Below are 14,621 nucleotides of genomic sequence, written 5' to 3'. Positions count from 1 at the left end.
CCTCACCGGGTTACGGCAGCCCTGCCCTCATCGCAAGCCCGCCGAGCACTCGCGGCGAAAGGCCTTACGCCGGCAGAGTTGCGACGAAGTCGCGTGTGCGCGCCTGCTTCGCTGCGACGAGGATGATCCGGGGCGCTCCCTGCTCGACGATCTCGCCGCCCTCCATGAAGGCGATGTCGTCGGCGACCTCGCGCAGGAAGCCCGGCTCATGCGTCGCCACGATCATGGTCAGGCCCGAGCCTGCAAGCCCGCGGATCACATCGAGAACCTCGCCCGCGGCGTCCGGATCGGGCCCGGCCATCGGTTCGTCCAGCAGCATCAGCCTCGGCCTCGCCGCCAGTGCCCGCGCGATGGCGAGGCGTTGCCGCTGCCCGCCCGGGAGTTCACTCGGATAGGAATCGCGCCGGTCTGCCAGCCCGACCCTCTCCAGCGCCGCCATCGCCTCCATGACGATCTCCCTGCGCGGCCGCCTCAGCAGGGCGAGCGGCCCCTCGATGACATGCTGCAGGGCGGTCATGTGGTCGAGCAACTCCGAGCGCTGCGACACCATGCCGATGGCTGGGTGACGGCGCACGCCCCCCGGTTCGACCGGCTCTCCGTCGATCTCGATCGAGCCCTGATCGATCGCCTCGCTTTGGCCGATGCAGCGCAGCAGCGTCGATTTGCCCGCACCCGGCGGCCCGATGATGCACTGAACCTGCCCCGGTTCGACCGCGAGCGAGACGTTGTTCAGCGCGATCTGCGGGCCAAAGCGCTTGCTCACGCGCGTGATCGCGACGGCAGCGCCTTCCGCCTTCGTGATCTGCGCCGCACTCAACGTCGCGCCCTCCCGCACTGGCCTTCAAGAATGGCCTTGGAGGCCATAGCGCCCGATCTTCGGCAAGGCCAGCCCGGCGAAACCTCCCGCTCGCCCGCGCGTTATCGCGAAGGAGGACGCGCCATGCACACCATTCTGCCTGCCCCGGACCATGTCGCCGCCTATCGCCTGTCGCGGACGCTGACGGCTGAGGATATCGACGCGATCGTGGCCGATATCGAGGCACGGCTGACCCGCCACGAGAAGCTCGGCATCCTCGCCGACATGACCGATTTCACCGACATGACACTCGCCGCAGCCTGGAAGGACGCGCGCTACAGCATCGGCAAGCTCTGGGAGCTCAGGCGCTTTCCGAAGGAGGCCGTAATCACCGACAGGGGCTGGCTCGCCGGCTTCGTCGATCTGCTCGACCCGGCGATCCCCTTCGTCAAGGTCCGCGCCTTCAAGCCCGAGGACTATGACAAGGCGCTGAGCTGGGTCGGCGATATCGAGGGCGGGCCGGACGCCTGAGGCTTACGCGGCTCCGCTGCGCGCGAAGGTCTCGTCGAAGGCGTAGCCCGCGCCGCGCACGGTGCGCAGCGGGTCCTTGGCATCGCCCGGCGTGATCGCCTTGCGCAAACGCCCGACATGGACGTCCACCGTGCGCTCGTCGATATAGACGTCGCGGCCCCAGACGGCGTCGAGCAATTGGGCGCGCGAATAGACCCGGCCCGGCGCCTGCATCAGGAATTCCAGCAAACGGAACTCGGTCGGCCCGAGATGCAGTTCGTTGCCCGCCCGCCGGACACGCCGCGTCGTGCGGTCGAGTTCGAGGTCGCCGGCCGCGAGCAGGCCCGCGACGTGACCGGGCTTCGCCCTGCGCAGCAGCGCCTGGATGCGCGCGATCAGCTCCGGCAGCGAGAAGGGCTTGACGACATAGTCGTCGGCGCCGGTCGCAAGGCCACGAACCCGCTCGGTCTCCTCGCCGCGCGCCGTCAGCATGATGATCGGCACGCGCTCGGTGTCCCGCCGCGAGCGCAGGCGCCGGCAGAGTTCGATGCCGGACAGGCCCGGCAGCATCCAGTCAAGCAGGACGAGATCGGGCGTGTGATCGCGCAGGTGCAATTCCGCATCGTCCCCGCGCGCGACGCTGTCCACCTCGAAGCCCTCGGCCTCAAGGTTGTAGCGCAGCAGCAGGGTGAGCGGCTCCTCGTCCTCGACGATCAGGATGCGTGCGGCCATGCTTCTTTTCCGTCCGTCATTCGAGCCTGCCGTCATGCTCGCCCCTGTGGCGAGCATCCACGTCTTGAACGGCACCTGCCAGGACGAAGACGTGGATGGTCGGGACAAGCCCGACCATGACGGAAAGGCTACGGCACTTCGTGTTCGTTCAGTTTCCCGTCACCGCTTCGACCTCGATATTGGTCGTATCGAGCTTGGGACGGTTCACATCGAGGGAATCGCCGGTGACGAGGTAATGGATGGTCTCGGCGATATTGGTGGTGTGGTCGCCGATGCGCTCGATGTTCTTCGCGCAGAACAGCAGATGCGTGCAGAAGGTGATGTTGCGCGGATCTTCCATCATGTAGGTCAGGAGTTCGCGGAACAGCGAGGTGTAGAGCGCGTCGATCTCGTCGTCGCGCTTCCAGACCTCGAGCGCCTTCTGCTCGTTGGTCGCGGCATAGGCGTCGAGCACGTCCTTGAGCTGGGCCTGCACGAGACGGCTGATATGCTCGAGGCCGACGACCGCGCGATGCGGCGGCTGGAACTGCCCGGCGATGGCGACGGCGCGCTTGGCGATGTTCTTGGCGAGATCGCCGACGCGCTCGATGTCGGAAGCGAGGCGGATCGCCGAGATCAGCTCGCGCAGATCCTGCGCCAGCGGCTGGCGCCGGGCGATGGTGAGCACGGCCTTCTCCTCGACCTCACGCTGGAGATTGTCGAGGCGCTGGTCGGCCGAGATGATCTTCTGGGCGAGCGCGGTGTCGCGGCGAACCAGCGCGACCGTGGAATCGCCCAGCATGCGCTCGGCCATGCCGCCCATTTCGGCGAGGCTGCGGCGGATGCCTTCGAGATCGGTGTCGTAGGAGCGGACGATATGGTCGGTCATGGCGTTGTCCTCCGGCACATCGGGCCGAAAAGTGGAAACCGGTTTTCGGGCAAGCCGATGCGAAACTAAATGTCGCTTAGCCGAAACGGCCGGTGACGTAGTCCTGGGTCTGCTTCTTGGCGGGGTTCATGAAGATCGTGTTGGTCGGCGCGAACTCGATGACCTCGCCGAGATACATGAAGGCCGTGTACTGCGAGATGCGCGCCGCCTGCTGCATGTTGTGCGTCACGATCGCGATGGTGAAGTCGCTCTTGAGCTGCTCCAGCAGGTCCTCGATCTTGCCGGTCGAGATCGGGTCGAGCGCCGAGGTCGGCTCGTCGAACAGGATCACCTCCGGCTTCTGCGCGATGGTGCGGGCGATGCACAGGCGCTGCTGCTGGCCGCCGGAGAGGCCCATGCCCGAGCTCTTCAGCTTGTCCTTGACCTCGTCCCAGAGCGCGGCACGGCGCAGGGCACCCTCGACGCGGTCGTCGAGCTCCGATTTCGGCGGCTTCTCGTAGAGGCGGATGCCGAAGGCGACGTTGTCGTAGATCGACATCGGGAACGGCGTCGGCTTCTGGAAAACCATGCCGACGCGCGAGCGCAGCTCGTTCACATCGACGTCCTTGCCGATGATGTTGCGGCCATCGAGCATGATCTCGCCTTCGGCGCGCTGCTCCGGATAGAGCGAGTAGATGCGGTTGAAGATGCGCAGCAGGGTCGACTTGCCGCAGCCCGACGGGCCGATCAGCGCCGTGACGTGGCGGTCGCGGAAGTCGAGATTGATGTTCTTCAGCGCCTTGTGCTCGCCGTAGTAGAAATCGAGGTTCTTCACCGCGATCCGGACGGGCGCCTCGGCATCGAGCGACTGGGGGGAGAGTTCAAGGGTCGAAAGCATCGACATGGGTCCTCAAGGTCGGTCGCGACCGGGTTGGTTTCAGGCTCACTTGCTGCCGGCGACGATGCGCCGGGCAATGATCGAGAGCACGAGGATCGAGACGGTGATGATGAGCGAGCCGGCCCAGGCGAGCTGCTGCCAGTTCTCGTAAGGGGCGGAGGCGAACTGGTAGATCGTCACCGGCAGGTTCGAGACGCCGCCGACCAGCGTCGGCGAGAACCAGAAATTGTTGTTGAGCGCGGTGAAGAGCAGCGGCGCGGTCTCGCCGGCGATGCGGGCGAGCGCCAAGAGGATGCCGGTGACCATGCCGGCCTTGGCCGCGCGCCAGGTCACCGAGGTGATGACGACGGAGGGCGGCGCGCCGAGCGCGGCGCCGGCTTCACGCAGCGGACCGGGCACGAGGTTCAGCATGTCCTCGGTGGTGCGCACGATGACCGGGATCGCGATGATGCCGAGCGCGACGCCGCCGGCCCAACCGGAATAACCGCGGAACGGCTCGACCAGGATGACGTAGACGAACAGGCCGATCAGGATCGACGGTGCCGAGAGCAGGATGTCGTTGATGAAGCGGATCAGGTTGGCGAGCTTCGAGCCGCGGCCGTATTCCGCAAGCCAGGTCCCGGCCAGCACGCCGATCGGCGTGGCGATCGCGATGCCGAGGAAGGTCAGCACGAAGGAGCCGACGATGGCGTTGGCGATGCCGCCGCCTTCCGTGCCGGGGCCAGGCGTCACCGCCGTGAAGGTCGCGATCGAAAGGCCGCCGACGCCCTTCACCACGAGCATGCCGAGGATCCAGAACAGCACGAAGATGGCGATGAAGGTGAAGCCGGTGGCGATGATCTTCATAAGCCGGTCGGCGGTGCGGCGCGACTGGCGCACGCGCGCCCAGGGCTGATGAGGCAGTTCGCGAGGCGTGGTCGTCATGGTCATGGGGTTGAGCCTCAGTAGCGCTTGACGCGGGCGACCAGCAGTCGCGCGATGACGAGGACGACGAAGGTGACGAAGAACAGGATGCAGCCGAGCGCGATCAGCGCGTTGAGCTGCAGGCCGAGCGCCTCGTTGAATTCGTTGGCGATGCGCGAGGCGATGGTCGAGCCGGGATCGAGGATCGAGGCGGAGAGCCGGTTGGCGTTGCCGACGACGAAGGTCACCGCCATGGTCTCGCCGAGCGCACGGCCGAGGCCGAGCATCACCGCGCCGATGATCGAGACGCCGGCCTGCGGCACCAGCACATGGCGCACGACCTCCCAGGTCGTGGCGCCGATGCCGTAGGCGCTTTCGCGCAGCACGGAGGGGATCTGCTCCAGCATGTCGCGCGTGATCGAGGCGATGAAGGGGATGATCATGAAGGCCAGGATGATACCGGCCGTGAAGATGCCCAGCCCCGAGGGCGAGCGCGCATAAAGCACGGTGCCGACGATCGGCATGCCCTCGACGATGTTCGAGAGCGGGATCTGCACATATGCCGCGAAGAGCGGCACGAAGACGAACAGGCCCCACATGCCGTAGATGATCGAGGGCACGGCGGCGAGCAGCTCGATCGCGGTCCCGACCGGCTTCTTGAACCAGGCCGGGGCGAGCTGCGTCAGGTAGACCGCGATGCCGAGCGAGAGCGGCACGCCGATCACCAGCGCGATCAGCGCCGTCGAGAGCGTGCCGACGATCGCCGGCCAGGCGCCGTATTGCTCGTTCTGCGTATCCCAGACGCTGGAGGTGATGAAGCCGAGACCGAATTCGCGGAAGGCCGGCCAGCCGCCGATCACCATCGAGGCCATGATGGCCGCGAGCAGCACCAGCACCAGCAGCGCCGCCGCGAAGCTGGCATTGCGGAAAACGAGGTCGAAGGTCGCCTTCGGCGCCTTCCGCACGATCGGCGTCGCGCCGGGAATGCTCGTCATGTCGGTTGCTGCGGTCATCCGCGAAGGCTCCGGTGGCGTTGCCGGGATCGTCGGATTACCCGCCCGACCCCAGCCCTCATCCTGAAGAGCGCCCGAAAAGGGCTCCTCAGGATGAGGGCTTGAAGAGTGCAGCGAGGCGGATCGAAACCCGCCTCGCCCTTGTCGGTGGCAGCGATCAGAAGATCGGCTTGCCGGAATTGTCGGTCACGCCCTTCCAGGCATTGCGGACCTGGTCCTTCACATTCGCCGGCAGGGCGACGTAGTCGAGGTCGCTGGCCAGCTTGTCGCCGGACTTGTAGGCCCACTCGAAGAACTTCAGCGCGGCCTGCACCTCTTCCGGCTTCTCCGGCTTGGCATGGACCAGGATGAAGGTCGCCGAGGTGATCGGCCAGGCTTCCGCGCCCTTCTGGTTGTTGAGCGAGATGCCGAAGCCCGGCTGCTCGCTCCAGTTGGCGTTGGCGGCGGCGGCCTGGAAGGCCTTCTCTTCCGGCGCCGGGAAGTTGCCGTCGGCATTCTTCACCAGGGCATGGGAGAGCTTGTTCTGCTTGGCATAGGCATATTCGACATAGCCGATCGAGTTGGCGACCTGCTTGACCGAGGCGGAGACGCCCTCATTGCCCTTGCCGCCGATGCCGACCGGCCACTGCACGGCGGTGTTGGTGCCGAGCTTCGACTTCCAGTCGGCCGAGACCTTGGAGAGATAGTCGGTGAACACGAAGGTCGTGCCCGAGCCGTCCGAGCGGTAGACCGGGTTGATGTTCGCGTCCGGCAGGGTGACGCCGGCATTGAGCGCGACGATCTTCGGGTCGTTCCACTTCTTGATGTCGCCCATGTAGATCTGGGCGATGATCTCGCCCGAGAGCTTGAGCTTGCCCGGCTCGACGCCGGCGATGTTCACGGCCGGCACGACGCCGCCCATCACGGTCGGGAACTGGATCAGGCCGTCCTTGGTCAGGTCTTCGCCCTTGAGCGGGGCGTCGGTGGCGCCGAAGGCGACGGTCTTGGCCTTGATCTGGCGGATGCCGCCACCCGAGCCGATCGACTGGTAGTTCAGGCCGGTGCCCGTCTCCTTCTTGTAGGCCTCGGCCCACTTCGCATAGATCGGAAAGGGGAAGGTCGCGCCGGCGCCGGTGATGTCGGCAGCCTGGGCGGAACCGGCGATCCCGGCGGCAACGGCCGCGAGAACGAGAATCTTGCGCATGTGAGATGTCCTCATCTGGTCGCTCTATCTAGCGGCCCTGTCAGAACACCCTCTGTATGACAGCCAAATGACAATCCGTCATGAAAGCTGTCACGAAGGCCTGTCATGCACGGGCTGGCCGACGTGGATGATCGGGAATCCTCCCAGCTGGCACCACTCTTGTCATTCCGGGGCTTCGCGCAGCGGAGAACCCGGAACCCACGACCAGGCGAGCCCTTGGCAACCGCATGATCGCGAACGCGAACCCAGTCGTGGGTTCCGGGTTCGCGCCTGCGGCGCGCGCCGGAATGACAAGCGGGCCGCTCGAAACCGCCAAGCGTCACCCAAGCTTAGCCGTTGGCGTGCCCGGCCGCGAAACGCGGCAGGATCGCCCTGAAGGTCGCGCCCTCGCCCGGCTTGCTCTCGATCGTCAGGCGTCCGCGGTGGCGCAGCACGATATGCTTGACGATGGCGAGGCCCAGGCCGGTGCCGCCCGTCTCGCGGCTCGCTGCGGTGTCGACCCGGTAGAAGCGCTCGGTCAGGCGCGGCAGATGCTCCGGCGCGATGCCCGGCCCGTGGTCACGTACGCTGAAGCTGGCCTCGCTCTCGCCGGTCTCGACGGTGATCGCAACCTCCCCACCGGGCTTGCCGTATTTGATCGCGTTCTCGACGAGATTCTCCATCAGGCGCAGCAATTCGTCGCGGTCGCCCGGCACCTGCAGCGCCTCGCGCGGCGTCTTCAGCGCCAGCGTGACATCGCGCTCCCTTGCCATCAGCGTCAGCGAATCCACGATTTCGCGGGCAATGCCGGCGAGATCGACCGGCGTGTCCGGCGCGACATGGGCGCGCTGCTCGATCCGCGACAGCGAGAGCAGGTCGTCGACGAGCCGCGCCATGCGCAGGCCCTGCTCGCGCATGATGCCGAGGAAGCGCTCCCGCGCCCGCTCGTCGTTGCGCGCCGGCCCCTGCAGGGTCTCGACGAAGCCGAGCAGCGAGGCGAGCGGCGTGCGCAATTCATGGCTGGCATTGGCGACGAAATCGACGCGCATGCGCTCGATCACGCGCTGCTCGCTCAGGTCCTGAAAAGTCAGCAGCGTCGCATGGCGCAGGCCGCTGTCACGCAGCGCGGCGATATGGATGCGGAAAGTCCGCTCGACCGGCACCCGCTCGACGAGCTCGACGGTCTTGCGGCCGCCCTCCAGCGCCACCTGCTCGATCGCATCGTTGAGATCGGGGTCACGCAGCACCAGCGCGAGAAGCTTGCCGACGGCAACACCGGGGATCAGCGCCTGCATGGCCGGGCTCAGCGCCTGCGCCACGCCCTGTCCGTCGAGCAGCACGGCCGGCGCACCGATCGCCTCGATCACGTCCCGCACCAGCGCGGCATTGGAAGCGGAGAGATCGACCATGGGAAGCCCGGAGACAGACGGCGGATGCCGACGGGGCCTCTTCCTGAGCGGAAGCGCGGCAGGCGTCAATTCCCTTCCGCGACCCGGAGCATTTTCGAGCGAAGTGGACACCGGTTCGCGTGAAGAACCGAAGGGCCGCGTCAGCGAACATGCGACAAAACAAGGAGCTGGAGCTATCGCGCCATTCGGGGAATTGCGGAATTGCTCTAGCCGGCTAGGCTGCTTGTGAAAGAGGAGCCTGCCGATGGCGAAGAAATTCTCGGGTTCGCACGTGAAGGAACCGATCGTCGTGCCGTCGGAAGATCACGCCAAGCCGGCCAAGACCCGCACCAAATCCGGCAAGGCGAAAGACTTCGATATCGAGGCCGACAGCCTGCCGGAAGCCATCATCGACGCCGCCTACCACAGCGGGAATTTTCCTTATGGCAAGCGGATGAAGCGCAAGCGCTACAACCGCGAGATGGAACCGCTGCAGATCGAATTGCAGAAGCTGAAGCGCTGGGCGAGCAAGCATGGCGAGCGCGTCGTCATCGTCTTCGAGGGCCGCGACGGCGCCGGCAAGGGCGGCACCATCGCCCGCTTCACCCAGCATCTCAATCCGCGCCAGGCCCGCATCGTCGCGCTGTCAAAACCCTCCGACACCGAGCGGGGCCAATGGTATTTCCAGCGCTATGCCGCGCGGATGCCCACAGCCGGCGAGATCGTGTTCTTCGACCGCTCCTGGTACAATCGCGCCGGTGTCGAGCGCGTCATGGGCTTCTGCAAGCCCGAGGAGACCGAGCACTTCCTGCGTGAGGCGCCTGCCTTTGAAGGTATGCTCGCGCGCGACGGCGTGCGCCTGATCAAGCTCTTCCTGACCATCGGGCGCGAGATGCAGATGACGCGCCTGCACGCCCGCTGGCACGACCCGCTCAAGCGCTGGAAGCTCTCGCCGATCGACTTCGAATCCATCCCGCGCTTCGACGACTACTCCCGCGCCTTCGACGAAATGCTCTCCCGCACCTCGACCGAGGCCGCGCCCTGGCATGTCGTGCGCAGCAACGACAAGCTCCGCGCCCGCCTCAACGCCATCCGCCATGTCCTGCGCATGGTCCCCTACAAGGACAAGGACGAGTCGGCGATCGGCACGCTGGACGAGGAGATCGTCATTCCGGTCAGCCGCTATCTCGATGATGGCGGCGAGCCCGAGGGCGGGTAGCATCTCGGCCGCCTCAAGACCCGATCGCCTGGTCCGTTTCCTCCAGCCATGACGATCGCGCTCGTCAGTACTGCATCGCCCGGGCGCGGGCGTTGCCGATATGGATGCTCATCTCGTCCGCGGCGCGCTCGGGATCGCGGCTCTCGATCGCGACGATGATCTTGAGATGGTCCTGCATCACCGGCACCAGGATGTGGTTCTGGATGCGCGTCTCGTACTGCCGGATCAGCCTGATCTTCAGCCAGGTCACGCGGAAAGCCTGGCTGACGATGTCGTTGTCGAGATGGTCGATGATCGCCTCGTGCATCAGGCGATCGACATCCTCGGCATCCTCGATCAGGCGCTCGTCTCCGCCGGCCTCGGCCCGCGCGATGATCGCCTCGTGACGCGCGCGCTGCTCGGCAATCTCATCGTCGGTGGCGTTCTGGGTGTAGAGCGCCGTCGCCTCCTTCTCGAGGAAGAGCCGGAACTGGAAGGCATTGCGGATCAGGTTGAGGTCGACATGGGCGACCTGCATGCCGCGCTGCGGCACCGTCTTGATCAGCCCCTCCGCCTCCAGCCGCGGTACCAGCTCGCGGATGGCGCCGAGCGGAAAGCCGGTCATCGCGACGAGTTCGCGCTGGGTCACGAACTGGCCGGGCTTGATCTCGCGCGCCAGCAATCGCTCGGTGAAGGAGGCATAGGCGCGCTCCCTCAGCTTCAGCGGCTCGCCCTCGCGCGGCTCCTGCTCCGGCTCGTTCACGGTCTCTCCTTCCGGTTTCCTTCTCAGGCCGCTTTCGCCTGCCTGATCGAATCGAAGGCGGCGAAGAGCCGCTTGCGGGTCGCCGCATCCAAAGCCTCCAGCGGCGGGCGCATCGCGCCGTAGCCGGGATCGCCATGGATATGGCCGACCAGCGCCTTCACCGCCGCCAGCACCGGATGCGAGCAGATCTCGTCGACCAGCGCGTTCACCACAGGGCTGTCCTTGCCCTCATAGACCATCGGGCGCACCAGCTCCGGCACCAGGTTGGAGACGCCGCAGATCGTGCCCTGCGCGCCATTGCGCACCGCCTTGGCGAGCTGGCGTTCGTCGCCGACCAGGATGGCAAGCTCGCCATGCGCCTTCAGCAGCGCCTCGGTATTGGCATAGCTGCCGGAGGAATCCTTCACCCCGATGACCAGCCCCGGAAACGCCGTCTTCAACCGCTCGACCAGCCCGATGCTGATGTCGACCGCCGTCACCGAGGGGATGTGGTAGAGTACGACATTACGCGCCGCCGGCCCCAGCTTCTCGAAGAACTGCGAGAACCAGGCATAGAGCCCGTCATCGCTGACGCCCTTGAAGTAGAAGGGCGGCGCGACGAGCAACCCCTTTGCCCCGGCATCGAGCGCGAGCTGCGCCTGCTCCACCGCCTCATGCATCGAGGCCGCGGCGATACCGGCATAGATCTGCCTGGCCGGATCGATCCCCGCCCCGATCAGCGCGCCCATCATCGCGGTGCGCGCCGGAAGACCCAGTGCGGCGCCCTCGCCCGTCGTGCCGAACAGTGTGACGGAATCGCAGCCGCGCGCCAGCACGTGCCGGGCATGGTGGACGAGACGCGGCAGGTCGATGCCGCCGCCCTCCCGCATCGGGGTGGTGATCGCGCAGGAAAGGCCGAAGCGGGTCTGGTCGGAGGCCATGGAGTGAGCTTTCAGAGCTGAACGTTGACTGACATGTTAGTATGAAGGCAGAACTGCCCGCAAGCGGCTCCCGAGGCCTTTGCTAGCCGTCCTTGAGACCTCCGGAGGAGAGGCCGGCGACGATCTGGCGCTGGGCGATGACGGTGACCAGCAGCACCGGCAGCGTCACCAGCAGTGCTGCCGCCGCCAGCGGCCCCCAGGAGATCTGCTCGAAGGTCAGTGAGTTGTAGACGGCCGAAGGCAACGTCCGACTCGCCTTGCCGCCGAGCACCACCGAGAAGATGAAGTTGTTCCAGGAGAAGATGAAGGCGAGGATGCCACCGACGACGATGCCGGGCTTGGCCAGCGGCAGCGCGACATGGCGGAAGGCCTGCCAGGTCGTGGCGCCGTCGATGCGCGAGGCATCCTCCAGTTCCATCGGCACGTTCTCGAAATACCCGATCATGATCCAGACGATAATCGGGATGGTGATGACGAGATGGGTGATGACCAGCGCCGTGATCGAGCCCACCAAACCCGTGATCTGGAAGAGCAGGAAGAGCGGGATCAGGTAGGACAGGGCCGGCGTCATCCGCGCGACCAGGATCAGCACCGCGAACTTATGCGCCTTGCCGCGCGCGATGCCGTAGCCGGCGGGCACGCCGACCAGCAGGCCGAGCAGCACCGCCCCGCCCGTGACCAGGATCGAGTTCCAGAGATAGAGCCCGAAATTGTTCTGCGCGAAGACATCGACATAGTTCTTCAGCGTCGGCGGGTTCGGGATGAAGACCGGCGGGAAGGCGGTATTGTCGAGCTCGTTCTTGAGCGAGAGCGAGATCATCCAGAGGAAGACCAGCACCGCCGGCGAGACCAGCACGAAAACCGAAGCCCAGAAGCCGAACTTTTTGAGCGTGCGGTTCATGGACGCTCTCCCCTCGCCACGCTGCGGCAAGAAAGGACGCCGTCATCCCGGATGGAGCGAAGCGGAGCTCCGGGATCCATCGTAGAGCGCCGAGCCCTCCGATGGATCCCGGGGCAAGCCCGGGATGACGGTGCGTGGACATCCACACGAAGAGCCAAGGCGATGAAGCTGATAGACTCACTCATCACGCGTTCCACTTCGACTTCTGCCGCGCGTAGAGCAGCAGCAGCGAGAGCATGATGATGATGACGAAAAAGATGACCACGACCGCCGAGGCGTAGCCGATCTTGTAGAACTGGAAGGCCTGCAGATAGAGGAAGATATTCAGCGTCTCCGACGCCGTGCCCGGCCCGCCCTGCGTGATCACGAAGATCGTGTCGAAGGCCTTCAGCGCGTCGATGGTGCGGATCACGATCGCCACCATGATGAAGGGCCAGACCAGCGGCAGCGTGATGTGGCGGAACATGTGCCAGTCATTGGCACCGTCGATCAGCGCAGACTCGTAAGGCTCTCGCGGCAGCCCGGCCAATCCGCCGAGCACGATCAGCATGACCAGCGGCGTCCAGTGCCAGACCTCGACCAGGACCAGCGTCGGGATCACCGTCGAAGGTTCGTAGACCCAGCCGGACGGCCCGATGCCGACGAGCGAGAGCAGATAGTTCAGAACGCCGAGCTGCGGGTGGAACATCATCGTCCAGACCAGCGCGACAGCGACCGGCGTCGCCATCATCGGCATGACGAAGATCGTGCGCAGCAGGCCCCTGAACGGAAACTCGCGATGGAAGACCAGTGCCGCCGCGGTGCCGAACACGATCGGCAGCACCACCGCCAGCACGGTGAAATAGGCCGTATGCCCCATCGACTCGATGAAGCGCTGATCCTTCATCAGCTCGACGAAATTGCCGAGGCCGACGAACTCCACCCCACCGCCGATCTTCCAGTCCTGCCCCGACATGTAGAGCGTGAACAGCCAGGGGAAGACGATCACGGCCCCGATAACCAGCACCGCCGGCAGCGAGAACAGCCAATAGCGCGGCGTGAAATCCGCCGAGGCCGAAGCGGCGCCCGCAGGCGCCGGGCTGGCGAGATCGGCTGGCAGGGACGTGCTGGTCATGTGGTCTGCTTCACTTAAAACCCATCGTCATGCTCGCCCTTGTGGCGAGCATCCACGTCTTGAACACGGACCTCGGTCAGCGAAGACGTGGATGGTCGGGACAAGCCCGACCATGACGCTTCCTGCCTTGAGTTGCCTCAGCCCTGCTCGCTCTTGGCAAGCACCGGTGCGAAGGTTTCCGTCGCCTTCTTCAGCTCGGCCGCGACATCCGCCCCGCCGATCGCATTGGTCAGCGCCACGCCGAACACGTCGCGGAACTCGGTCACCGGCACGATCTGCGGCAGGCCGGCGCGCGCGACCTTGGCCGAGGCCAGCAGGCAATCGAAATACTGCTTGCCGAACTTCGACTGCGCGATCGTCTCGGTGTCGAGATAGGCCGAGGAGCGGCCCGGCGCACCGGCACCCGCCTTGAGCATGGCGATCTGGTTCTTCTTGTTGGTCATGAACTGCAGATAGAGCCAGGCCGCCTCCTTCTTAGAGGAGCCGCGCGAGATGCCCATGCCGTCGGCGAACATGCCGGCGTGATGCGCCTTCGGCCCCGGCGGCGTCACGCCATAGCCGACCTTGCCGACAATGCGCGACTTGGTCGGGTCCTCCAGCGGCGTGGCGAAGCCGATGCCGTCGAGCCACATCGCGGCGCGGCCCTGCATGAAGGTGGTCTGGCACTCGTTCCAGTTGAAGCCGACCTGGCCGACCGGCCCGGTCTCCTTGTTGAGCTTGCGATAGAGATCGGCCGCCCAGATCGCCTCCGGCGTGTCGGTCTGCAGCTTGCCGTCCGGCGAGGTCGTCTCCATGCCCTGCCCGAGCATCAGCGAGGTCCAGACCGGGACGTTGGCGTTCTTCAGGCCGCGCGAGACGAAGCCGGCGACGCCCTTCGCGGGATCGTGCAGCTTCTGCGCGACGGTGAACATCTCGTCCATCGTCTTCGGATAGGCCACGCCCTTCGCGTCGAAGAGCTCCTTGTTGTAGTAGACCATCCAGTAATCGACGAAGAACGGGATCGTATCGAGCGCCCCATCGGCCTGCCGCGCATAGGCGACCGGGCCGGCGCCGAAATCGGCGAAGTCGAAATCGGGCGCGGTCAGCGACGGGTTCTTGATGAAGGGCTCGAGATTCTCGAACCACTTGCCCTTGGCCGCCATCCGCTTCTGCACATGCAGCGAGATGCCGCTGACATCGAAGCTCGGCTTGCCCGAGGCGAACTCGATCACCGCCTTCTGGCGCTGCTGCTGCTCGGGCACCTGCTCGGCCGAGACCTTGATGCCGGTGAGCTCGGTGAACTCCTTCTCCGCGGCCTGCATCAGGTCGGAGCGCGGGTTCTTGACCAGCAGCACGTCGATCGACTGGCCGGAGAATTTCTTCCAGTCGAACGCCCCTTGCGCCTGCGCCTTGCGCAGCACGAAGGGCGAGGCGATCGCGGCGGCGCCACCGGCCAGCAGCACACGACGGGTCGGCTTGAGAATGCTATCGGTCATC

General features: G+C 65.8%; 15 protein-coding genes. 2 read left to right on the top strand and 13 right to left on the bottom strand.

Annotation, left to right across the window (positions count from 1 at the left end; all coding sequences use genetic code 11):
* Positions 1–64 precede the first annotated feature (64 nt).
* Positions 65–817 carry an amino acid ABC transporter ATP-binding protein gene (locus AC6RIC_RS07125; RefSeq protein ID WP_499735644.1) on the bottom strand — a complete coding sequence of 251 codons (753 nt, stop codon included), beginning with the start codon at positions 815–817 and terminating at the stop codon, positions 65–67.
* A 123-nt stretch (positions 818–940) separates the two neighbouring features.
* On the opposite strand from AC6RIC_RS07125, the gene AC6RIC_RS07120 reads away from it, so the two are divergent.
* Positions 941–1,327 carry a SpoIIAA family protein gene (locus AC6RIC_RS07120; protein WP_454655700.1) on the top strand — a complete coding sequence of 129 codons (387 nt, stop codon included), beginning with the start codon at positions 941–943 and terminating at the stop codon, positions 1,325–1,327.
* A gap of 3 nt (positions 1,328–1,330) precedes the next feature.
* Here AC6RIC_RS07120 and phoB read toward each other — a convergent pair whose 3' ends face one another.
* From phoB to AC6RIC_RS07085, 7 genes are all read right to left on the bottom strand, one after another.
* Complete coding sequence (phoB, locus tag AC6RIC_RS07115; RefSeq protein ID WP_499735643.1) at positions 1,331–2,038, bottom strand: phosphate regulon transcriptional regulator PhoB; 708 nt, start codon at positions 2,036–2,038, stop codon at positions 1,331–1,333.
* A 148-nt stretch (positions 2,039–2,186) separates the two neighbouring features.
* Positions 2,187–2,906, bottom strand: coding sequence for a phosphate signaling complex protein PhoU (gene phoU / locus AC6RIC_RS07110; protein ID WP_091856981.1), 720 nt, complete (start codon positions 2,904–2,906; stop codon positions 2,187–2,189).
* A gap of 76 nt (positions 2,907–2,982) precedes the next feature.
* Entirely contained in the window at positions 2,983–3,789 is an 807-nt protein-coding gene (gene pstB, locus AC6RIC_RS07105) for a phosphate ABC transporter ATP-binding protein PstB (protein WP_454655698.1), read from the bottom strand.
* 39 nt (positions 3,790–3,828) lie between these two features.
* Entirely contained in the window at positions 3,829–4,713 is an 885-nt protein-coding gene (gene pstA, locus AC6RIC_RS07100) for a phosphate ABC transporter permease PstA (RefSeq protein ID WP_499735642.1), read from the bottom strand.
* A gap of 11 nt (positions 4,714–4,724) precedes the next feature.
* A complete protein-coding gene (pstC, locus tag AC6RIC_RS07095; RefSeq protein WP_454655696.1) occupies positions 4,725–5,699 on the bottom strand; it encodes a phosphate ABC transporter permease subunit PstC in 975 nt (324 codons plus the stop codon).
* A 157-nt stretch (positions 5,700–5,856) separates the two neighbouring features.
* The gene (gene pstS / locus AC6RIC_RS07090; protein ID WP_454655695.1) at positions 5,857–6,882 is read right to left on the bottom strand and encodes a phosphate ABC transporter substrate-binding protein PstS; all 1,026 of its coding nucleotides are present in this window, start codon (positions 6,880–6,882) and stop codon (positions 5,857–5,859) included.
* A 329-nt stretch (positions 6,883–7,211) separates the two neighbouring features.
* Positions 7,212–8,270: an ATP-binding protein gene (locus tag AC6RIC_RS07085; RefSeq protein WP_499735641.1), complete on the bottom strand. Its 1,059-nt coding sequence runs from the start codon at positions 8,268–8,270 to the stop codon at positions 7,212–7,214.
* A 244-nt stretch (positions 8,271–8,514) separates the two neighbouring features.
* On the opposite strand from AC6RIC_RS07085, the gene ppk2 reads away from it, so the two are divergent.
* Entirely contained in the window at positions 8,515–9,468 is a 954-nt protein-coding gene (ppk2, locus tag AC6RIC_RS07080; protein WP_499735640.1) for a polyphosphate kinase 2, read from the top strand.
* Positions 9,469–9,532: 64 nt separating this feature from the next.
* Here the strand turns inward: ppk2 and AC6RIC_RS07075 are convergent, their stop codons facing one another.
* From AC6RIC_RS07075 to AC6RIC_RS07055, 5 genes are all read right to left on the bottom strand, one after another.
* Positions 9,533–10,210: a GntR family transcriptional regulator gene (locus AC6RIC_RS07075; RefSeq protein ID WP_499735639.1), complete on the bottom strand. Its 678-nt coding sequence runs from the start codon at positions 10,208–10,210 to the stop codon at positions 9,533–9,535.
* A gap of 23 nt (positions 10,211–10,233) precedes the next feature.
* The gene (locus AC6RIC_RS07070) at positions 10,234–11,130 is read right to left on the bottom strand and encodes a dihydrodipicolinate synthase family protein (RefSeq protein ID WP_499735638.1); all 897 of its coding nucleotides are present in this window, start codon (positions 11,128–11,130) and stop codon (positions 10,234–10,236) included.
* 82 nt (positions 11,131–11,212) lie between these two features.
* On the bottom strand, positions 11,213–12,031 hold the full coding sequence (locus AC6RIC_RS07065; protein WP_499735637.1) for a carbohydrate ABC transporter permease: 819 nt from the start codon (positions 12,029–12,031) through the stop codon (positions 11,213–11,215).
* Positions 12,032–12,215: 184 nt separating this feature from the next.
* On the bottom strand, positions 12,216–13,145 hold the full coding sequence (locus tag AC6RIC_RS07060) for a carbohydrate ABC transporter permease (protein ID WP_454655689.1): 930 nt from the start codon (positions 13,143–13,145) through the stop codon (positions 12,216–12,218).
* 137 nt (positions 13,146–13,282) lie between these two features.
* Positions 13,283–14,620, bottom strand: a complete 1,338-nt coding sequence (locus AC6RIC_RS07055; protein WP_499735636.1) for an ABC transporter substrate-binding protein — start codon at positions 14,618–14,620, stop codon at positions 13,283–13,285.
* Between the last annotated feature and the right edge of the window lies 1 nt (position 14,621).

The sequence above is a fragment of the Allobosea sp. TBD101 genome (genome assembly GCF_059817965.1).
The sequence above is the reverse complement of the archived record's forward strand: the minus strand, read 5'-3'. Positions and strand labels throughout refer to the sequence as shown.

Coding starts and splice junctions, on each gene's coding strand:
- AC6RIC_RS07120 (WP_454655700.1), top strand. CDS start 941: ATGCACACCATTCTGCCTGCCCCGGACCATGTCGCCGCCTATCGCCTG.
- phoB (WP_499735643.1), bottom strand. CDS start 2,038: ATGGCCGCACGCATCCTGATCGTCGAGGACGAGGAGCCGCTCACCCTG.
- phoU (WP_091856981.1), bottom strand. CDS start 2,906: ATGACCGACCATATCGTCCGCTCCTACGACACCGATCTCGAAGGCATC.
- pstB (WP_454655698.1), bottom strand. CDS start 3,789: ATGTCGATGCTTTCGACCCTTGAACTCTCCCCCCAGTCGCTCGATGCC.
- pstA (WP_499735642.1), bottom strand. CDS start 4,713: ATGACCATGACGACCACGCCTCGCGAACTGCCTCATCAGCCCTGGGCG.
- pstC (WP_454655696.1), bottom strand. CDS start 5,699: ATGACCGCAGCAACCGACATGACGAGCATTCCCGGCGCGACGCCGATC.
- pstS (WP_454655695.1), bottom strand. CDS start 6,882: ATGCGCAAGATTCTCGTTCTCGCGGCCGTTGCCGCCGGGATCGCCGGT.
- AC6RIC_RS07085 (WP_499735641.1), bottom strand. CDS start 8,270: ATGGTCGATCTCTCCGCTTCCAATGCCGCGCTGGTGCGGGACGTGATC.
- ppk2 (WP_499735640.1), top strand. CDS start 8,515: ATGGCGAAGAAATTCTCGGGTTCGCACGTGAAGGAACCGATCGTCGTG.
- AC6RIC_RS07070 (WP_499735638.1), bottom strand. CDS start 11,130: ATGGCCTCCGACCAGACCCGCTTCGGCCTTTCCTGCGCGATCACCACC.
- AC6RIC_RS07065 (WP_499735637.1), bottom strand. CDS start 12,031: ATGAACCGCACGCTCAAAAAGTTCGGCTTCTGGGCTTCGGTTTTCGTG.
- AC6RIC_RS07060 (WP_454655689.1), bottom strand. CDS start 13,145: ATGACCAGCACGTCCCTGCCAGCCGATCTCGCCAGCCCGGCGCCTGCG.
- AC6RIC_RS07055 (WP_499735636.1), bottom strand. CDS start 14,620: ATGACCGATAGCATTCTCAAGCCGACCCGTCGTGTGCTGCTGGCCGGT.